This is a genomic window from Stutzerimonas zhaodongensis, from assembly GCF_003696365.1.
In the GTDB taxonomy this organism is placed as follows: Bacteria; Pseudomonadota; Gammaproteobacteria; order Pseudomonadales; family Pseudomonadaceae; genus Stutzerimonas; species Stutzerimonas zhaodongensis.
Genome location: NZ_RFFM01000001.1, coordinates 1,406,335 through 1,426,268 on the forward strand (window position 1 = coordinate 1,406,335; position 19,934 = coordinate 1,426,268).

19 protein-coding genes are annotated in these 19,934 nt (G+C 59.5%); 9 read left to right on the forward strand and 10 right to left on the reverse strand.

Annotation, left to right across the window (positions count from 1 at the left end; genetic code table 11):
* Positions 1-86: 86 nt before the first annotated feature.
* A complete protein-coding gene (locus tag EA797_RS06475) occupies positions 87-1,016 on the reverse strand; it encodes an electron transfer flavoprotein subunit alpha/FixB family protein (RefSeq protein WP_122164302.1) in 930 nt (309 codons plus the stop codon).
* Complete coding sequence (locus EA797_RS06480) at positions 1,017-1,766, reverse strand: electron transfer flavoprotein subunit beta/FixA family protein (RefSeq protein ID WP_122164303.1); 750 nt, start codon at positions 1,764-1,766, stop codon at positions 1,017-1,019. It lies immediately after the preceding gene.
* Between the two features lie 332 nt (positions 1,767-2,098).
* Between EA797_RS06480 and EA797_RS06485 the strand changes: the two genes are divergently transcribed.
* A complete protein-coding gene (locus EA797_RS06485; protein WP_122164304.1) occupies positions 2,099-3,754 on the forward strand; it encodes an electron transfer flavoprotein-ubiquinone oxidoreductase in 1,656 nt (551 codons plus the stop codon).
* A gap of 229 nt (positions 3,755-3,983) precedes the next feature.
* On the opposite strand, the gene EA797_RS06490 is transcribed toward EA797_RS06485, so the two are convergent.
* The 4 genes from EA797_RS06490 to EA797_RS06505 form a co-directional block, all read right to left on the reverse strand.
* Positions 3,984-4,193 (reverse strand): cold-shock protein, encoded by a 210-nt coding sequence (locus EA797_RS06490; protein ID WP_122164305.1) that lies wholly within the window; start codon positions 4,191-4,193, stop codon positions 3,984-3,986.
* A gap of 248 nt (positions 4,194-4,441) precedes the next feature.
* Positions 4,442-6,277: a GldG family protein gene (locus EA797_RS06495; RefSeq protein ID WP_122164306.1), complete on the reverse strand. Its 1,836-nt coding sequence runs from the start codon at positions 6,275-6,277 to the stop codon at positions 4,442-4,444.
* 10 nt (positions 6,278-6,287) lie between these two features.
* Positions 6,288-7,019: an ABC transporter permease subunit gene (locus EA797_RS06500; RefSeq protein WP_122164307.1), complete on the reverse strand. Its 732-nt coding sequence runs from the start codon at positions 7,017-7,019 to the stop codon at positions 6,288-6,290.
* Entirely contained in the window at positions 7,016-7,939 is a 924-nt protein-coding gene (locus EA797_RS06505) for an ABC transporter ATP-binding protein (protein ID WP_122164308.1), read from the reverse strand. The genes EA797_RS06500 and EA797_RS06505 overlap by 4 nt, the downstream gene beginning before the upstream one ends.
* Positions 7,940-8,245: 306 nt before the next feature.
* Here EA797_RS06505 and EA797_RS06510 point away from each other — a divergent pair, with 306 nt between their 5' ends.
* Together EA797_RS06510 and plsB are read left to right on the forward strand one after the other, a co-directional pair.
* Entirely contained in the window at positions 8,246-8,722 is a 477-nt protein-coding gene (locus tag EA797_RS06510; protein ID WP_122164309.1) for a YqhA family protein, read from the forward strand.
* A gap of 147 nt (positions 8,723-8,869) precedes the next feature.
* Positions 8,870-11,365 carry a glycerol-3-phosphate 1-O-acyltransferase PlsB gene (gene plsB / locus EA797_RS06515; RefSeq protein WP_122164310.1) on the forward strand — a complete coding sequence of 832 codons (2,496 nt, stop codon included), beginning with the start codon at positions 8,870-8,872 and terminating at the stop codon, positions 11,363-11,365.
* Here plsB and EA797_RS06520 read toward each other — a convergent pair.
* Positions 11,329-11,799: an N-acetyltransferase gene (locus EA797_RS06520; protein ID WP_122164311.1), complete on the reverse strand. Its 471-nt coding sequence runs from the start codon at positions 11,797-11,799 to the stop codon at positions 11,329-11,331. The genes plsB and EA797_RS06520 overlap by 37 nt on opposite strands.
* 138 nt (positions 11,800-11,937) lie before the next feature.
* Between EA797_RS06520 and EA797_RS06525 the strand changes: the two genes are divergently transcribed.
* Both EA797_RS06525 and trhA read left to right on the forward strand, forming a co-directional pair.
* Positions 11,938-12,624, forward strand: a complete 687-nt coding sequence (locus tag EA797_RS06525) for a DUF4197 domain-containing protein (protein ID WP_122164312.1) — start codon at positions 11,938-11,940, stop codon at positions 12,622-12,624.
* 27 nt (positions 12,625-12,651) lie between these two features.
* Positions 12,652-13,269 carry a PAQR family membrane homeostasis protein TrhA gene (gene trhA, locus EA797_RS06530; protein WP_122164313.1) on the forward strand — a complete coding sequence of 206 codons (618 nt, stop codon included), beginning with the start codon at positions 12,652-12,654 and terminating at the stop codon, positions 13,267-13,269.
* A gap of 22 nt (positions 13,270-13,291) precedes the next feature.
* Here the strand turns inward: trhA and EA797_RS06535 are convergent, their stop codons facing one another.
* The 3 genes from EA797_RS06535 to EA797_RS06545 form a co-directional block, all read right to left on the reverse strand.
* Positions 13,292-13,747 (reverse strand): hypothetical protein, encoded by a 456-nt coding sequence (locus EA797_RS06535; RefSeq protein WP_122164314.1) that lies wholly within the window; start codon positions 13,745-13,747, stop codon positions 13,292-13,294.
* 163 nt (positions 13,748-13,910) lie between these two features.
* Positions 13,911-15,278 (reverse strand): heavy metal sensor histidine kinase, encoded by a 1,368-nt coding sequence (locus EA797_RS06540; RefSeq protein WP_122164315.1) that lies wholly within the window; start codon positions 15,276-15,278, stop codon positions 13,911-13,913.
* Positions 15,275-15,958: a heavy metal response regulator transcription factor gene (locus EA797_RS06545; protein WP_122164316.1), complete on the reverse strand. Its 684-nt coding sequence runs from the start codon at positions 15,956-15,958 to the stop codon at positions 15,275-15,277. The genes EA797_RS06540 and EA797_RS06545 overlap by 4 nt, the downstream gene beginning before the upstream one ends.
* 213 nt (positions 15,959-16,171) lie before the next feature.
* On the opposite strand from EA797_RS06545, the gene EA797_RS06550 reads away from it, so the two are divergent.
* The 4 genes from EA797_RS06550 to EA797_RS06565 all read left to right on the forward strand — a co-directional run bounded on the left by EA797_RS06550 (position 16,172) and on the right by EA797_RS06565 (position 19,929).
* Positions 16,172-16,435 carry a heavy-metal-associated domain-containing protein gene (locus tag EA797_RS06550; protein ID WP_122164317.1) on the forward strand — a complete coding sequence of 88 codons (264 nt, stop codon included), beginning with the start codon at positions 16,172-16,174 and terminating at the stop codon, positions 16,433-16,435.
* A 25-nt stretch (positions 16,436-16,460) separates the two neighbouring features.
* Positions 16,461-16,904 carry a DUF411 domain-containing protein gene (locus EA797_RS06555; RefSeq protein WP_122164318.1) on the forward strand — a complete coding sequence of 148 codons (444 nt, stop codon included), beginning with the start codon at positions 16,461-16,463 and terminating at the stop codon, positions 16,902-16,904.
* 141 nt (positions 16,905-17,045) lie between these two features.
* A complete protein-coding gene (locus tag EA797_RS06560; protein WP_122164319.1) occupies positions 17,046-18,941 on the forward strand; it encodes a copper resistance system multicopper oxidase in 1,896 nt (631 codons plus the stop codon).
* Positions 18,931-19,929, forward strand: coding sequence for a copper resistance protein B (locus EA797_RS06565; protein ID WP_167468770.1), 999 nt, complete (start codon positions 18,931-18,933; stop codon positions 19,927-19,929). The genes EA797_RS06560 and EA797_RS06565 overlap by 11 nt, the downstream gene beginning before the upstream one ends.
* Positions 19,930-19,934: the final 5 nt, after the last annotated feature.

Genomic DNA, 19,934 nt, shown 5'->3' on the forward strand with positions numbered 1-19,934 from the left:
GTTCTACGAATGTTACCACCGGCTAAAGCAGCCAGCGCTCCAATAAAAAACCCGCTACAAGAGCGGGTTTTTCATGAGCGGCTTGGTTAAACCAGCTGCTCGAACTCCGGCAGAATCTCAAACAGATCGCCTACCAGGCCGTAATCGGCAACCTGGAAGATTGGCGCCTCTTCGTCCTTGTTGATCGCAACGATCACCTTGGAGTCTTTCATACCAGCCAGGTGCTGGATAGCACCGGAAATACCCACTGCGATGTACAACTGCGGGGCAACGATCTTGCCGGTCTGACCGACCTGCATGTCATTAGGGACGAAGCCCGCATCCACTGCCGCACGCGAAGCGCCAACAGCAGCGCCCAGCTTGTCAGCCAAGGAATACAGATGCTTAAAGTTGTCCCCGTTCTGCATGCCGCGACCACCGGATACGACGATCTTTGCAGCCGTCAGCTCTGGACGGTCCGACTTGGCGAGTTCTTCGCCGACGAACGCAGAAACGCCCGCATCGCCAGCTCCAGAAACCTGCTCGACCGACGCAGAGCCACCTTCAGCATTAACCGGATCGAAACCGGTAGCCCGAACGGTGATGACCTTGATCGGCGCACTGGATTGCACAGTGGCAATGGCGTTACCGGCATAGATCGGACGCTTGAAGGTATCGGCACTTTCGACGGCGATGATCTCGGAGATCTGATCGACATCCAGCTGGGCGGCAACACGCGGCAGGAAGTTCTTACCGTTGGTAGTGGCAGCAGCCAGTACGTGGGAATAATCCTTCGCCAGCCCTGCGATCAATGGTGCAACGTTCTCAGGCAGCTGATTGGCATAGGCAGCATCGTCGGCGACCAGAACCTTGGACACGCCATCGATCTTGGCAGCGGCTTCACCGATTGCAGCGCAACCAGCACCCGCAACCAGCACATGAATGTCGCCGCCGATCGCCTTGGCCGCAGCCACGGTGTTCAAGGTGGCCGCAGCCAGAACGGCATTGTTATGTTCAGCGATAACCAGGATAGTCATTTAGAGTACCTTCGCTTCGTTCTTCAGTTTCTCGACCAGTTCCGCTACCGACTTGACCTTGATACCGGCGCTGCGTGCAGCAGGCGCTTCGACTTTCAGGGTCTTGATAGTGGAAGTCGTGGGCACGCCGAGCGCATCGGGCGTCAGGACTTCGAGCGGCTTTTTCTTGGCCTTCATGATGTTCGGCAGCGACGCATAGCGCGGCTCGTTCAGGCGCAGGTCGGTGGTCACGATCGCAGGAAGATTCAAGGCAACGGTCTGTGCACCGCCATCGATTTCACGCTCGACATTTACCTTGTCGCCGGAAACTTCGACCTTCGAAGCGAAGGTGCCCTGCGCAAATCCAGTCAGTGCGCCGAGCATCTGGCCGGTCTGGTTGTTATCGCTGTCGATAGCCTGCTTGCCCAGGATGACCAGCTGTGGCTGTTCCTTGTCGACAACGGCCTTCAGCAGTTTGGCAACTGCCAGGGAATTTAGCTCGTCGGTCGACTCGACCAGCACGGCGCGGTCTGCGCCCAATGCCAGAGCGGTACGCAGCTGCTCTTGCGCTGCAGTCGGACCAATGGAAACCACGACGATCTCACTCGCGACGCCTTTCTCTTTCAGGCGTACGGCCTCTTCAACAGCGATTTCGCAGAAGGGGTTCATCGACATCTTGACGTTGGCGAGGTCGACGCCGGAGTTGTCCGACTTGACACGGACCTTGACGTTGTAATCGACCACTCGTTTGACAGCTACAAGAATCTTCATGGATTCCTCGTTACTCTCCGGTGAATAGAATTTCGCCGAGGCGAACCGAGCCATGCTCCAGGACCGGGCGTCATTTCAGCCATCGAACCTGTTCGGCGAGCACAAAACTGCCCGTATCTTGACTGCTGGCATCAGCCGGGGTCAACAACGCAAATGACCCGTCATAAGCCGCAGATTCCCGATTCTATCAGGCTTCGGAGAAATTCAAACAAACGTTTGTATTGGACCCTTTCAGGCGTCTATATATAATGCGGCAGCTCGGCTTGATCAGGGATCACGATCCAGCCCTCCACTATCTATAAAATAATCAAGCCTTGAGTAGGAGATAGCCAATGGAACGCGAATACATGGAATTCGACGTAGTGATCGTCGGCGCCGGCCCCGCGGGCCTGTCCGCTGCCTGCCGACTGAAGCAACGCGCCGCCGATGCCGGAAAGGAAATCAGCGTCTGCGTCGTTGAAAAGGGTTCCGAAGTAGGCGCCCACATCCTGTCTGGCGCCGTGTTCGAGCCACGCGCTTTGACCGAGTTGTTCCCGAACTGGAAAGAGCTTGAAGCTCCTCTGAACACTCCAGTCAAACGTGACGACATCTACCTGCTCAAGAGTGCCGAAGCCGCGCGCAAGCTGCCTAATGCGCTGGTCCCCAAGACCATGCACAACGAAGGCAACTACATCATTTCCCTGGGCAATCTCTGCCGCTGGATGGCCCAGCAGGCGGAAAATCTCGGCGTCGAAATCTATCCTGGCTTCGCCGCTCAGGAAGCGCTGATTGATGAACAAGGCATCGTCCGGGGCATTCTTACCGGAGACCTTGGCGTCGACCGCGAAGGCAATCCGAAGGAAGGCATGTACACCCCGGGCATGGAGCTGCGTGCCAAGTACACGCTCTTCGCAGAAGGCTGCCGCGGCCACATTGGCAAGCAGTTGATCAATCGGTTCCAGCTCAATGCCAATGTAGACCCGCAGCATTACGGGATTGGCATCAAGGAGCTGTGGGATATCGATCCTGCCAAACATGAACAAGGTCTGGTGGTGCACACCGCGGGCTGGCCGCTGGACGACGACAATACTGGCGGCTCGTTCCTCTACCATCTCGAGAACAACCAAGTCGTGGTTGGCCTGATCGTCGATCTCTCCTACAGCAACCCGTACCTCTCCCCCTTCGACGAGTTTCAGCGCTACAAGCATCACCCGGTCATCAAACAGTATCTTGAAGGCGGCAAGCGCGTGTCATACGGTGCGCGCGCCATCGCCAAAGGCGGCATCAACTCGTTGCCGAAAATGGTTTTCAATGGTGGCGCTCTGATCGGCTGCGATGCCGGCACACTGAACTTTGCGAAGATCAAGGGCAGCCATACAGCCATGAAGTCGGGCATGCTGGCAGCCGAAGCGGTGGCTGACGCGCTGTTCGCCGGTCGTGAAGGTGGCGATGAGCTGACCGGCTATGAGGAAGGTTTCAAAGCCAGCTGGCTGTACACCGAGCTGCAAGCGAGCCGTAACTTCGGCGCGGCGATTCACAAGTGGGGAACGGTAAAGGGCGGCGCATTCAACTTCATCGATCAGAACATCTTCGGCGGAAAGATACCCTTCACACTGCACGATACAAAACCAGACTACGCGTGCCTGAAGACCGCTGCCGAGTCCAAGAAGATCGATTACCCGAAGCCCGACGGCAAGCTCAGCTTCGACAAACTCAGTTCGGTGTTTCTATCCAACACCAACCATGAAGAAGAGCAGCCCGTTCATCTCAAGCTGACCGATCCGAGCATCCCGATCGACAAGAACCTCCCGATGTACGACGAGCCCGCCCAACGCTACTGCCCGGCCGGTGTCTACGAAGTGGTGGCAAATGACGACGGCAGCAAGCGCTTCCAGATCAACGCGCAGAACTGCGTGCACTGCAAGACTTGCGACATCAAGGACCCTGCGCAGAACATCACTTGGGTGGCACCTGAAGGCACCGGGGGGCCGAACTACCCCAACATGTAAGCAGCTGAGGGAGCCGTTGAAGAAACCCCGCCGTTTGGCGGGGTTTTTCGTTTTGGAGCTGCGCCGTTTCAGCCTGGCTTGCGGAAGTAACGGGTAGCGCCCAACGCACTCGCGTCCACCATCAGCACGCCAGCGCTCAGGCACCATCAAAACAAAAGCCCTGGCATGCCAGGGCTCTTGTCAATGTTCGGTTGTTCGACCGACGATCATTCAGCTCTGGTGGTGGAACTCAGAGCCCAGCCACGTCTTCGGCCTGAAGGCCTTTCTGGCCTTGCGTGACTGAAAATTCCACCTGCTGACCTTCGGCCAGAGAGCGGTGGCCATCGCCACGAATCGCCTGGTAGTGAACGAACACATCTGCACCACTGCCACGCTGGATGAATCCATAACCCTTGGCATCGTTGAACCACTTTACGGTTCCAGTCTCGCGCTCAGCCATCCTACTTCTCCAACTCGCTTCTTATTATTCCCCACCCGGGGAGGACGATCAGCCTGACCCGTCGAGGCCGCCTGCCAAGTGAATATAGCGAAGCGGGCGTGACAAGTATGTTTCAGGACTAACGGCGAGCGAGTATAGAGCAGCAAATGTCGCTGGCTTTCAGTTTCTCGCCGGTGGACGTGGCCGCAAAGCGACCACGGACGCCCCTTACCTATCCGCCCTCGCGTGTATGTCGACGGTCACTGTCCTCAGGCTTTTCCGCGTCGCCGCCACAGCCATGCCAGGAGCACGCCCAACGTCAGCAACAACGGCACCAAGGCAATGTTGAAGAATTTCAGCACCCGTCCCAATGCCTCGATATCGGCATTAAGCTGATAGCGCACCTCGCGCAGCTCTTTGCGAATACGCAGTTTTTCCTGCATGTAACCCTGTAGCGCATCTTGCTGCTCGGCCGAGAGCTCAATAGCACCGTTCTCATCAGGGCCCTGCAGCTCTGCCAGCTGAGCCTCGGTTGCCGACAGGCGCTGCTGCAGCATCTGTTCCTTTTCCCGAAAACGGTTCTCGGCTTGCCGCTGCAATTCTTCGACCACCACGAAAGGCCGGGCGAAGCGGCCGCGGGAGCGAACGCTGATCAGTGCGTCCGTGCCAGACAAGTTATCCAGCGCATTGACTACGAAGGTGCCGTTGTCTGCCCAAGGCTGCGGCATGCGTTGTCCGAAGAAATCCTGCACCTGAACCCACATGCGATCAGCCAGAAGGTCGGTATCAGCCACGGCGATTACATTGATATTGTCCGACTCCTTCAAACCGTCCTTGCGACCCTCGATGCCGTCCGGATAGGCGGATTGCGCCGGCCCCTGAATACGCGCCGCAAGCGTATAGCGCTCCCCCGTGGGTTCGAGGTCACGCAGCAACTCCTCGGGGTTTTCCAAGAACGCGAAACGCTCAGCCGCCATCGGCATGGCAAAGCTTGAGCTCTGGATCAGCGGCATGAAGCGGGTAGTAGCGCCTTCCGTGGGTTCCAGGAAGCCTGCCGTAGCCATGGTCATGCTTTCCAGCGAAGCCGTTGTAACGTCCTCTACATCCATGGTGCCTTGTGGCAGGCTCAGCCAGCCGGGATGCCTGACCGACCTGCGCTCGGCGCCGACCCCCACCGACATAGCGTAAGACGCATCTGCGATCACCTGGCCCGAGTCCATCCGCACGCCCCAGGCTTCGAACAACGGCTCGATATCGGATGCCCTGCCCTCCCCGAACTCGCCCGGACCGATGCCCATGCCCGGATCAGCCTCACTGTAAGGATCGACGAACGCCAGCAGCTTGCCGCCGCGCATGACGAACTGGTCAATGGCATACAATGTCTGTTCGGGCAGGTCTTTGGGATGGACGAGCATCAGTACCGACACATTGGCCGGGATCATGTCGACGTCGCGCTTGAGACTCTCGATGTGAAATAGCTGACGGATGTTCTCCAGCACCATCCAAGGCGGCGTAGCCTGCTGAATACGCATGTCGAAACCGCCGGTCAGCGGCAGACCTGAGAGAACACCGACCACCGGCATCTGAGCAGACGCCAGGCTTTGCACCAACCGGCTGAGCTCGTATTCGAGAAACTCTTCCTGGTCCAGAGGAAAGAACGGAATGCTCTGCGTCTGGCCATCGGCTCTGGTACCGGCCAGCCCGAAGTAGACTTTGTCACCACCCTGGTTCAATGGCACGGCCTGCAGACCAAGCTCGGCCGCCCGGTCTTCCTCTTCCGAAAAAGGCTCAGGGTCGATCACTTTCAGGTTCAGCTTGCCACCGGCTTGGCGCTCGTATGCACGCAACAACTCCTCGACACGCCGTGCATAGTTGCGCAGCGCTACCAGCTCTTTGGTCGCGTTATCCGAATAGAAAAACTGCAGCTCGATGGGTTCCTGAAGCGAATCGAGAATGGTCTCGGTCCCTTCGGAAATGGTGTAAAGCTTCTGCTCGGTCAGATCCAGCCGGGCATTTGTGAAGACCAGACTGGAAAGCGCGTTGAAAGCCACCACCGCTAATGCGATCAGCAGCAGTCCGGCGCCGGAATACATCACTCGCTTCATGTGGGCTTCCTTATGCCGCTTTCTTCAGATCGACGACCACAGCGGTGGCCGCCAGCCAGGCGATGATCAGCGTGATGAAATACAACAGGTCGCGCAGGTCGATCACACCCTTGCTGAGCGAATCGAAACGGATCAGAAAACTCAGTGAAGCCACCACATCAACCAGCCAATGCGGCGCCCAGGCAAAGGCGTCGAGGACCATTGGCAAACCGCTGACGATGAATAGAAAGCACACGCTCACGGCCAGAATGAAGGCGATCACCTGATTCTTGGCCAACGCCGACATGCACGAGCCTATCGCCAGAAAGGCACCTGCCAACAACCAGCTACCGAAGTAGCCCGCCGCGATCGCACCATTGTCCGGCTCACCAAGGTAATTGACGGTGATGACCATTGGGAACGTAAGCGCCAGGGCAATGCCGGCGAACACCCAAGCCGCAAGAAACTTTCCGGTGACCGCCTCGAATCGAGTGATGGGCAAAGTCATCAGCAGTTCGATAGAGCCGGACTTGCGTTCCTCGGCCCACAGGCGCATCGCAATTGCCGGAATCAGGAACAGGTAAAGCCAGGTGTGATAACTGAAGAACGGAACGAGATCCGCCTGTCCACGCTCGTAGAACCCGCCCAGATAAAAGGTGAACACTCCGGACAGCACCAGAAAGATCACGATCAACACGTAAGCCAACGGGGTTGCGAAGTAGCTTCCCAGCTCGCGTTTGAAAATGACCGGCAACTGGCTCATAGCGCCTCCCCGCGCGTCAAGGTACGGAACACTTCATCCAACCGGCCTCGCTCCACGTTCAACTCCTTTACCGTCCAGCCTTGCTGTGTGATCAAGGCGTTGATCTGCGGAAAGATCACCTGGCCAGGTTTCGCCAACACGGTGATGCTCCGCTCCGGCTGGTTGAATTCGACCCCAGCCACTCCCGGCAAAGCAGCAAGGGCGACGTCATCCAACGAGCTCTCACCAACCAGCGTCACGGCCTGGTGATATTTGGATCGGCTTTCCAGCTCGAAAGGTGTGCCATCGGCCACCAATCGGCCACTGGCGATCACCACCGCGCGGGTACAGACCGCCGTGACCTCTTCGAGAATGTGGGTGGATATGATCACGATCCGATCCTGTGCCAAGCCTCTGATCAGCTCGCGGACCTGATGCTTCTGGTTGGGATCAAGCCCATCGGTAGGCTCATCGAGGATCAGCACACGGGGGTCATGCAGGATGGCTTGGGCCAACCCGACACGACGCTTGAAGCCCTTGGACAAAGTATCGATGCTCTGGCTCAGCACCGTATCCAGCTCGACCTGCCCCGCGGCGGTATCGACCCGCACGCGCTTGTCCGCACCACGGTAGCCGCGCACCTCGGCAATGAACTCAAGAAAACCGCGAACCGTCATGTCCCCATAGCACGGCGCACCTTCCGGCAGATAGCCAATCTGGCGCTGAGCCTTGAGGGTCTGGGTCTGGATGTCGCTGCCGAAGATGCTTGCCGTTCCGGACGTAGGCGCCAGGAAGCCGGTCAACATCTTCATGGTGGTGGACTTCCCTGCCCCGTTAGGACCAAGGAAGCCGAGCACTTCGCCGGGTTGCACACTGAACGTCAGCGCATCGACAGCGGTGTGCTGGGCAAATCGTTTTGTAAGATTTTTCAGTTCGATCATGGTTCTCACCGTGCTGGCGGGCCCCTCGCCTCTCCGGCAACTCAGACCCAATGCGCGCCGGAATATAAAAAGAGCTACTGCAGCATTGCAACCGGTTGAAACAACACCCTGATAAGTCGCGGACATTCCTGAGCCTAAACTAGCCTCAGACGAAGCGGCTTCCCGCTGTGAGACGCCGGAACGGGCGACCTGCAGAAGGGCCAATTTGTCGAAAACGCTACGAAAGGATCAGCCGGGATAACTGGCAATCGCAGACCTTGCAAGCGCGCCGCAACCCTTGGGAGCTTCCTTTGTCCGGTGAACAGCATGATCGAACGAATCATCCACAGCAGCCGTTTGCTGGTTCTGGTCGCAGTTGCGACAACTGCCGCCTCCGCCGTTCTGCTCTACGGCGTCAGCCTCAACACCATGGTTCATATCCTGCTGAGTCTTTTCGAGGAAACACCCAACACCGTAACCGGTAGTAAAAGTCTCGCCGTCAAGCTTTTGAAGCTCCTGGATCTTCTGTTGATAGCCATCACTTTCCAGATCATCGCCGTAAGCCTATACCGGCTTTTTATCGCACCATCGACCTTGGATAAACCCAGTTTCCTAGGTGCAATGGACATCAGAACATTTCACGACCTGAAGAAAACGCTGATCCAGGTTTCTGTGGTCATCATGGTCATTTTGTTTCTTGAGCACGCCGTCGAGATGGGCGCAGCACTGGAAACCTTGTACTTCGGCGCAGCAGTGAGCCTGGTGGTGCTCTCGTCGATGTATGCGTGGAAGAACATGAAGTAGATACCTCGCCGGTTCGTGCGTTTATATCCAGAGCCAAAGCGGGTAAAGCCAGACGCGCAATCCGTTCAGACTTTTGCCCGCCACCTCCGCATACGGCACACTTGCCGCCTTCGAGGGCGCTGCCCGCTTATCTAGCCGAATCTACCGATGACCCGTTCTCCGATCCGCCGTCTGATCTTCTCCATCGTGCGCCGCGTGCTGTATGTCTGGGTGCGCTCAGAAACCATCAACCAGTCCGCCTTCACCCTCAAGCTGGATCGCAGCAAACCGGTGTTTTACGTACTGCCGCGCGCATCGCTGAGCGACCTTGCGGTGCTCGATCACGAATGCAGCAAGGCGGGTTTACCGCGGCCCGTTGCCGATGTGGCGGTGGGCGATCACATCGAACCCTCGGCTTTCATCTTTCTAAACCCTGCAGCAAGCTGGTTCGGAACCCGCACAAGGGCTGTTACGCCTGAGCCACTGGTACGATTGGTCGGGGCGCTGGAACAGAATGCGGTGGACAATGCCCAGATCATTCCAGTGAGCGTGTTCTGGGGCCGCTCGCCTGATCGCGAAACCAGTGCATGGAAGCTTCTGTTCGCTGACAGCTGGGCTGTAACCGGTCGTCTGCGCAAGCTTCTGAGCATCATCATGCTCGGTCGTAAAACCCGCGTGCAGTTCTCCGCGCCGATTCAACTCAACGAACTGGTGGCACAGAACAAGGGACACGAGCGCACGCTGCGCATGGCCCACCGCATGCTGCGGGTGCATTTCCGTAATCAGAAGACCGCAGTGATCGGCCCGGACGTGTCCCACCGTCGCAATCTGGTCAAAGGGCTGGTCCATGCGCCACAGGTGCGCCAGGCGATCAAGGACGAGGCGGAACGCGAGAGCATCTCGCTGGAAAAGGCTGAAGCCCGTGCCCTGCGCTACGGCAATGAAGTCGCCTCCGACTACGCCTATACCGCCGTCCGCTTCCTCGAAGTGGTGCTCTCCTGGTTCTGGAACAAGATTTACGACGGCATCCGCGTCAACCACCTTGAGCCTTTGCAGGAGGCGGTCCAGGGCTACGAAGTCATCTACGTGCCCTGCCATCGCAGTCACATCGACTATCTGCTGCTGTCTTATCTGCTATTCCGCAACGGACTGACGCCGCCGCACATCGCGGCCGGGATCAACCTCAACATGCCGGTGATCGGCAGCCTGCTGCGCCGCGGCGGCGCCTTCTTCATGCGCCGTTCGTTCAAGGGCAACCCGCTCTATACCTCGGTGTTCAACGAATACCTGCATACCCTGTTCAGCCGCGGCTTCCCGGTGGAGTACTTCGTGGAGGGCGGCCGCTCGCGTACCGGCCGCATGCTGCAACCGAAGACCGGTCTGCTCGCTATCACGCTGCGCAGCTATCTCCGCTCTTCGCGCCTGCCGATACTCTTCGTCCCGGTGTACATCGGGTATGAGCGGGTGCTGGAGGGCCGCACCTACCTCGGCGAGCTGCGTGGCGCTGCGAAAAAGAAGGAATCGATCTTCGATCTTTTCAAGGTCATCGGCGCACTCAGGCAGCGCTTCGGCCAGGTGTGGGTGAATTTTGGCGAGCCGCTGAAGCTCAATGAATTCCTCGAACAGCAACAGCCCGGCTGGCGGCAACAGAACCTGGCTCCGGAGTTCCGCCCGGACTGGCTCAACGAGGCCACCAACCGCCTCTCCGAGCGCATCGCACAGCGCCTCAACGAAGCGGCAGCGGTCAACCCGGTCAATCTGGTGGCGTTGGCCATGCTGTCCACCAGCCGCCAGGCTCTGGACAGCCGTTCGCTCGCGCGCGTGCTCGATCTTTATCAGAGCCTGTTGCGTGCGGTGCCCTATTCACCCCATGTCACCCTGCCTGAAGGCGACGGTGCAACGCTGATCCGTTACGTGAAGGACCTCGGCCTGCTTGCCGAGCAGAAAGACGCTTTGGGCAACATCCTCTATCTGGACGAACAGAATGCCGTCCTGATGACCTACTACCGCAACAACGTGATGCACATATTTGCGCTACCAGCATTGCTGGCAAGCTTCTTCCAGAGCAGTTCGCGCATCAGCCGGGAACAGATCCTGAGGTTCACCGAGGCGTTGTATCCCTACCTGCGTGCAGAGCTGTTCATTCGCTGGGAGCCGGAAGAGCTTGAAGCAGTGATCGACCAGTGGCTTGCCGCGTTCGTCGACCAGGGCCTGCTCAAGCTCGACGGCGAAACCTATGTCAGACCGGCGCCTAGCTCACGCCAGTTCGTTCTGCTCACGCTGCTCTCGCGAGTGATCGTGCAGACGCTGCAACGCTTCTACATGGCGATCTCGCTGCTGCTTAACAGCGGCCAGCACACACTCGATGCCGAGGAGCTGGAAAATCTCTGTACAGTCATGGCCCAGCGACTGTCGATCCTGCATGGACTCAACGCGCCGGAATTCTTCGACAAAAGCCTGTTCCGCCACTTCATCAAGAGTCTGCAAGACCAAGACGTGCTGCGTAAGGATGAGCACGGCAAACTGGGCTATCACGACAAGCTCGGCGAGCTGGCCGAAGGCGTGGCCAAGCGCGTGCTACCCGCCGAGATCCGCCTGTCGATTCGCCAGGTCGCACTGGAGCCGCATCATGACGATGTCCCGGCTTCCATCGAAACCGCCTGAACCTGCTTCTCACCATGCCAGGCCATTACCAGTTCGGGATGGCCGGTGTGTTCGTCGATCGAATGGGCTGTGGCTTCGAAACCGTGACGTCGATAGAAGGTAACGCTGGCGTGATTGGCGCTGTACACGGTGAGTTGTAGCTGCTGCCTGAGGCGCTTTGCCTGTTCGAGCAGCGACGAGCCGATGCCTTTGCCCTGCCGCTCAGGTGAAACGAAGATGGCCGCTAAAACATCTTCTACCAGTGAAATGAAGCCAATAAGCTGCCCGTCCCGCTCGCATACCCAGGTCTCAGCCACCGGCAAGTAGACGTCACGCATATCGTCCAGCTTCGACTCCCAGAAGCTGGCATCGATGAAATCATGAGCCAGGGTCGACGCGTTCAGCCAGATGGCCAGGATTCGCTCAACGTCCTGATGGCCATAGGGTCGGATCATGGAAATACCCATTCATTTACAACTAAGTCGGAAACGGTAACCCGCAAAGAGCATCGCTGTCTTCCGAGGGATAATCCGTTAGCATCGCCAGCTCTGCTCCGGTATACGATCCACCACCCCACGCACGAAGGTATCCCCATGCTTCGCATCACCACGCTCGTCGTCAGCCTCGTTCTGTCCGCCAGCGCTTTCGCCTTGTCGCTGTCCGATCTCAGCCAGGGCGATGCCAACAAGGCACTCAAGGATGCCCTCAGCCAAGGCACCAAGGTCGCCGTACAACAACTCGGCAAGCCAGGCGGGTTCAGTAACGATCCGGATGTGCGCATCGAGTTGCCGGGCAACATCGGGAAAGCATCACGCATGCTGAAGATGATGGGCATGGGCGCGCAGGTCGAGGAGCTTGAAAACGGCATGAACAAAGCCGCCGAAGCGGCGGTACCGCAGGCGCAGGCTCTGTTGCTCGACGCAGTGAAAAAAATGACTGTGAATGACGCCAAGTCGATCCTGGCGGGCGGCAATGACTCTGCAACCCAGTACCTGAACAAGACCAGCCGAGAGCAGATCCGGGCGAAATTCCTGCCCATCATCAAGCAGGCCACGGACCAAGTGGGCGTAGCACAGCAATACAACGCGCTGGCAAGCAAGGCATCAGGGCTCGGCGCCGTCGACGCCCGCTACGGCTCCGTCGAAGGGTACGTGACCGAACAAGCGCTCAACGGCTTGTTCACTGTGATCGCCGAGCAGGAAGCCGGTATTCGCCAGAACCCGGCGCAGGCAGCGACCAGCATCGCGAAAAAAGTATTCGGCGTGCTGATGGGGAATTGATCGGCAACTGAATCGAGACCGAGACGGATGTACCACGGAGAAAAGTTCAACGCCTGGACGCACCTTGCCGGCGGGGTGCTGGCTGTAATCGGTACGGTATGGCTGTTGATCCTCGCCGCCATGGATGGCGACCTGACCAAGATCGTCAGCATGGCCATCTACGGCTTCACGCTGGTGCTGCTCTACAGCACCTCGACCCTCTATCACAGCGTGCGGGGCCGGGCGAAGAGCATCATGCAGAAGCTCGATCACCTGTCGATCTACCTGTTGATCGCCGGTAGCTACACTCCTTTCTGCCTTGTCACGCTTCGCGGCAGCTGGGGCTGGTGGCTGTTCGGCATCGTCTGGTCACTGGCCGCGATCGGTATGCTGCAGGAGATAAAGCCACGCTCCGAAGCACGTGTGCTGTCGATCGTCATCTACGCGGTGATGGGCTGGATCGTGCTGGTGGCGGTCAAGCCGCTGCTCGAGGCGCTGGGTACGGCCGGCTTCATCTGGCTGGTCACCGGCGGCGTCTTCTATACGGTAGGCATCATCTTCTTCGCTTACGACCAGCGTTTCCGTCACTGGCACGGTATCTGGCACCTGTTCGTGATTGCCGGCAGCCTGCTGCACTTCGTGACGATATTGCGCTACGTCGTCTGAACACGACAGGCCGCTCTGACATTCACATTTCGTGCATGCGATTGACCTGATGCGCCAGTCGCATGGTTTCGCGCTCTTCAAGCTGCAGCACTTCTCCGAGCAATCCGCTCGCCTTGTGCAATTCGCGGCGTTTTTCCAGAGAGCGATATAGGTCGATGATTCGGTTATGCAGAGCAAATACCTGCTGCGAAACTTCGTCGACACTTATTTTTGCGAAGGTTTCGCTATCGATATCAAGCGCCAGCACATCGCCCTGCAGCGCATCATGCAGCGGAGCCTGCAAGGCGCTTGGTTCGGCATGCTCCTTGACTCGCACAATGGTTGCCTCCAGCTCCCGTTCATGCTGCGTCAGATAGTCCAGCAGCATCCTGGCCAGGGAGTCGCTTCTGTCCTTGGCGCCTTCAGCCATGCAGTCGGCTAACAACGCATGGGCCTTGCGGGTCCAGTCGATCAGGTCTTCGCATCGTTCGATGTTCATGGCACCTCCTCCGCTGCGGTTTCTGCCTGGCGTGATAGCCGGCACGTGGCGAGCAAAGCGGAAGCCCGATGCAAACACGTCCGTACCCGATTGACCAGTGCTGGGTATCGGCTGGAAGGATCGCTCGGAATAACGCGCCCGACCTCAGCTTTGATCCTGGAGATCAAACGATAGGATTGAGCTGAATCTCGAACGAGGTCCAACCGTCGTTGCTGTCGCAGCGGATCTCTCCGCGGTGGGCCTCGATGATCGAGCGGGTAATCGCCAGCCCAAGACCTGCGTTACTCGGGCTGCCCTCCCGGCGCGCAGGGTCGACGCGGTAAAACCGGTCGAACAGACGTGGCAGATGTGTCTGCGGGATGGTGACGCCGGGGTTACCGACCGTAAGCGTGACGCTATTTGCCCCTGCTACGATGTCCACACGAATGACCCCGCCATCGGGTGTGTAGCGCAATGCGTTCGATAGAAGATTCGACAATGCCCGCCGGAGCATCGCCGAGTCACCCAAGATCCTTGCAGACCCGGAGAGCTCGAAGCGGATGCCGCGGTCGTCTGCGGTCATCTGGTAAAACTCCAGCAGCTTCTCGCACAACTCCCGCAGTTCGATGGATTGCACCTCGGGGATGATCAGCCCGTTGTCGGCCTTGGCCAGAAACAGCATGTCGTCGATCATCCGCGCCATGCGACGCAGCTCCTCCAGATTGGAATGGAGATTTTCCTGATAGTCCCCATTGCTACGATCCCGACTCAGCACAACCTCGGTGTGGGTCATCAGGTTGCTGAGCGGCGTTCGCAGCTCGTGGGCAATGTCTGCGGAGAAGTTCGAAAGCCGTACGAATGCCTCTTCGAGGCGGGCCAGCATGGCGTTGAAGGCCACGACCAGCTGCTCCAGCTCTGCGGGAGTCGACTCGGTGGGAATGCGTTCGGTCAGGGACTTGGCCGATACCGAAGCCGCCACCTGTGTCACCTCCCGAAGCGGGCGCAAACCACTGCGTACCAAAACCCAGCCCAGCAGGCCGCTGACTAGCGCGCACAGCAATAGCGCGCCCCATAACCAGCCGATGAGGACGTGAAAGAAGGCCTTGTGTGCAGTCACGTCGAGGGCCAGCACGACCTGCAATGGCTGCCCTGCCACCTCGACGAGGCCAGTCACGCTGCGCCAGACATGCCCGGCGTGTTTATGCTCGCCGTCTTCGCTGTCGCGCCTGTCCGCCGCCACGTGTTCGGAGTGCGCGCTTCCCTGTGCGAATAGAAGCCGTCCTCCAGCGTCGAATATCTGCGCCGACAGGTCACTGTGGCCGCCTAGCAGTGCCTGCAGTTGTGGCAGCAGCGTATCGAACTGCCGCAGATCGTCGACCTGTTGCAGCAGCTGTCGGCTGGCCTGAAGTTTCTCCTCAAGCGTGTGCCGGTCCAGTTCATCGAAGTGGTGCTGGCTCAGCAAGCTGAAAAACAGGCCTGCCGCACCCAGCACACCGGTGACGGCCAGCATGAACATGAGGCTGAGCCTCGCTGTGAGCGATAACCGCTTCATGGCGCGTCCGGCTCGTCGAGCATGTAGCCCATGCCCCGCGCGGTATGGATCAGCTTCGGCTCGAATCCATCATCGATCTTGGCCCGCAGTCGCCGTATCGCCACCTCAATGACATTGGTATCACTGTCGAAATTCATGTCCCAGACCTGCGAGGCAATAAGCGATTTGGGCAGCACCTCGCCGCGCCGACGCAGCAGCAGCTCCAGCAATGCGAATTCCTTGGCAGTCAGATCGATACGCTGGCCCGCACGAATGGCACGCCGCTTGAGCAGGTCGACCTCCAGGTCCGCAATCTTGAGCTGAGTCTGCAACGCAGCCGCGTGCCCTCGTCGCAGCAACGTACGCACGCGCGCCAAAAGCTCGGAAAACGCGAACGGTTTGACCAGATAATCATCGGCACCGAGCTCCAGCCCCTTGACCCGATCTTCCACCCTGTCGCGCGCAGTCAGGAATAGCACCGGCACGTCCTGTCCCGCGGCCCGGACCAGGCGCAGCACCTCCCAACCATCCAGCCCAGGCATCATGACGTCGAGTATCAACAGGTCATAAGGCGCACTCAGCACGTGCTGCAACGCATCGGTGCCGGTCGTGACTCTGTCTACGGTAAACCCGGCCTCGCTAAGGCCTTGCTGCAAGTAGATCCCGGTTTTTGGCTCATCTTCGGCGACCAGCAGTTTCATTGGCTCATCCTTTCAATCCTCGTTGAGTGTGCCGGGATAGCCGTCGCCGGGCCACAAGCTGACAGAAAAGTAATGTTGCGCTCAGCTTGCCGAAAGCCGCACCCGGCTATTTTGTCAGCAAGAGAACAGCAGGCTGCGCTGGCTTGACCTTGCCACTAGGGCAAGGTTGAAGATCCAACCAGCCGGATGAACCGGCACCCCAGGAGGATTTCCATGAACTCCATTGATCTTCAGGTTCAAGGCATGACGTGCGGGGCCTGTGTGCGTCGCGTCTCCCAGGCGCTTGGCGCTGTCGTTGGGGTCGATGCTGTGAATGTCGACCTCGGCAGCGGCCTGGTCCGCGTCGACGGCAGCCCGGACAAAGCAGCGTTGCTCGCCGCACTGGACGGTGCCGGCTATCCGGCACAACTGACCAGCCAGACTGCCCCCACTGCAGCGCGAACCACAGGCTGTGGCAGCAGCTGCGGATGCCGCTGAGAATTTCTACCTCGGAGTGCTTCACATGGCTACTACCCAAGCAAGACTCGCCCTGGTTGCCGCCCTGTTCATGGCCGGCAGCGCGCACGCCGCCGACGTGATCGACGTGCACCGCGACGCCAACTGCGGCTGCTGCAAGGACTGGATCAAATACCTGGAAACGAATGGCTTCGAAGTGCGTGATCACGTTGAAAGCAACATGTCCGCCATCAAGCAGCAGCTGGGCGTCGCCCCGCGGCTGGGCTCATGCCACACCGGCGTGATCGACGGTAAGTTCATCGAAGGCCACGTGCCGGTGGCGCAGATTCACGAGCTACAGAAACGCGACGACCTGACGGGTATCGCCGTGCCTGGCATGCCAGCCGGCTCGCCAGGGATGGACTACGGTCAGCCAGCGCAGCCTTACCAGGTCATCGGCCTCACCCAGGATGGCAAGGACGTGGTCATGGCTGATTACGCAGTGAAGTAGCCTTGTCCCGTTGCGCCTGACCGTCACACGTCGCGCGGGAGCACCTTGTTCCCGCCTGAAGTGGCAAACCGTACCGCAGCTGCAACGTACCCGCAGCGCAGGCCAGTACCTCCCGTGAACCAGCGAATAAACAGGATAAGCATGCAGTCCAGAGCTTGCCGGCGAACATTCATCAAAACACTGGCCGCGGGCGGCGTCGTTGCCGGAATGGGCGTCTGGCGCCAGCCCGTATGGGCAGTTGCGCGCCCTGGTCAGTCGGGCGATCAGGGCGTTTTGTCCGGTTCCGAATTCGACCTGACCATTGACTCGCTCGGCGTCAATTTCACCGGTCGCGAACGCACCGCGATGGCAATCAACGGGAGCATCCCCGGCCCTTTGCTGCGCTGGAAGGAGGGCGATACCGTCACCCTGCGCGTACATAACCGGCTGCCCCAGGACACGTCCATCCATTGGCACGGCCTTCTGCTGCCCGCCAACATGGATGGTGTGCCCGGGTTCAGCTTTGCCGGGATCGCACCGGACGGCATGTATGAGTACCGATTCCGGGTGAAGCAGAGCGGCACCTACTGGTATCACAGCCATTCGGGATTTCAGGAACAGCTCGGCGTATATGGCCCGCTGGTGATCGACCCGCGGGAGCCCGAGCCCTTCACCTACGAGCGCGACTACGTGGTGATGCTCACCGACTGGACGGATGAAAGCCCGGCGCGGGTTCTCGACAAACTGAAAAAGCAATCCGACTACTACAACCGAGGGCGGCGCACGCTCGGCGACTTCATCAACGATGTCGCCGAGCAGGGCTGGCGCGAGACTGTTGGCAATCGCTGGGCCTGGGCGAAGATGAATATGACGCCCACCGACCTCGCCGATGTCAGCGGCGAAACCTACACCTTCCTGCTCAACGGCCACGCGCCGGACGGCAACTGGACGGGCCTGTTCGAGCCGGGCGAGCGGGTGCGTCTGCGCCTGATCAACGGCTCGGCGATGACCTATTTCGACTTTCGCATTCCGGGGCTGAAGCTCACCGTCGTCGCCGTGGATGGCCAGAACGTGGTGCCGGTCGAGGTGGACGAACTGCGATTGGCCGTAGCCGAAACCGTCGATGTTCTCGTCTCGCCGGATGGCAACCAAGACGCCTACACCCTCTTCGCTCAGGCCATGGACCGCAGCGGCTATGCGCGCGGCACCCTGGCGCTGCGGCATGGGCTGAGCGCTCCGGTGCCCAAGCCTGACCCACGCCCTGAGCTGAGCATGGACGACATGGGCCATGGCGATCACGGCTCCCATGGCGGTCATGGCCAACAATCGCAGCCGGCTGCGCAACCTACCAATCATGGCCACATGGGCCATGAGAGCGGTGATCGACGACACGCCGATCATGGCCAGATGGATCATCACGGCATGGCCGGTATGGATCATTCGGCTGCAAACCACGCGTCCGGCGTAGCCTCTATGCAGTCGCACCCGGCCAGTGAACAAGGCAACCCGCTGGTGGACATGCAGACCATGACGCCAGTGCCCAAGCTGGACGATCCCGGCATCGGCCTGCGCAATAACGGTCGCCGAGTGCTCACCTACGCCGACCTGCGCAGCGCCTTCCCAGACCCGGACGGCCGCTCACCTACACGTACTATCGAGCTGCACCTGACGGGTCATATGGAGCGTTTTTCCTGGTCCTTCGACGGCATCCCGTTCGCCAATGCCGAGCCGATTCGGCTCAAATACGGCGAGCGCGTGCGTTTTGTGCTGGTCAACGACACCATGATGCACCACCCCATTCACCTGCACGGTCTGTGGAGCGATCTCGAGGACGAACAGGGCGAATTCATGGTGCGCAAGCACACCATCGACATGCCTCCCGGCTCCAGGCGCAGCTACCGCGTGACGGCCGATGCGCTGGGGCGTTGGGCTTACCACTGCCACATGCTGATGCACATGGACCTCGGGATGTTTCGCGAAGTCCGGGTTGAAGACATGGACCATGGCCAGATGGGTCACGTACGGGATCATAAGAAGAGTTCATCGCATGACCATTAAGCTGTCATTGATCACCGCGCTGTGCCTGATCGCCGTCAATGCTCAGGCGCAGGACGCCACGCATGATTCCAGTTATTCCAGCCATGGCGGTCATGGCGGCCAAGAGCATCGGGGTCATGCACCTTCACGGGCCGGGGCTGACGGAACGGCGCACGATCGCCCACATCATGGCCATCACCAACAGCCCGCTCATGGCCAGATGAACCATGACGCCATGGATCACTCCCGGCATGAGATGCCGCACCCGTCCAGAGTGGCAGTTCCGGCGGAACAGCACTCACGCACACCGATTCCGGCCATCACCCCCGCCGATCGTGCCGCAGCGTTCCCCGATCTGCCGGCGCATGACATGCATCAGGGCGGCAGCCATTTCATGTTTGTCGCCGACGAACTGGAGTGGCAGGACGCCAACGACGGGAGCACTCTGGCCTGGAATCTCAACGGCTGGTGGGGCGGCGATATCGACCGCCTGGCGTTCCGTTCCGAAGGCGAGCGAACCAATGGTCATACGGAAGAGGCGGAGCTGCAGCTGCTCTGGAGTCATGCCATCGGCCCCTGGTGGGAGACGGTTGCCGGCGTTCGCCAGGACTTCAAGCCAGGGTCGCCGCAAACATGGGCGGCGTTCGGCATCCAGGGGATGCCTTTGTACGGACTCGAAACCGAAGCCACTGCCTTCATCGGCGAGGGTGGCCAGACCTCTCTGCGGCTTGAGGCCGAGTACGACATGCTGCTGACCCAGCGCTGGGTGCTGCAGCCCAAAGCCGAGGTCAACCTGCATGGGCGCAATGACGCCAGCCGCGGCGTGGGTGCAGGTTTCAGTGACGCCAGTATCGGTCTGCGGCTACGCTACGAGATCAACCGCCAACTCGCGCCATATGTGGGTGTGAGCTGGACTCGCGCCTATGGCAACAGCGCCGACATGCTGCGGTCCGAGGATGAAGACACGAGCGAAGCGCGCCTGGTGGCGGGCATCCGATTCTGGTTCTGAGGCTG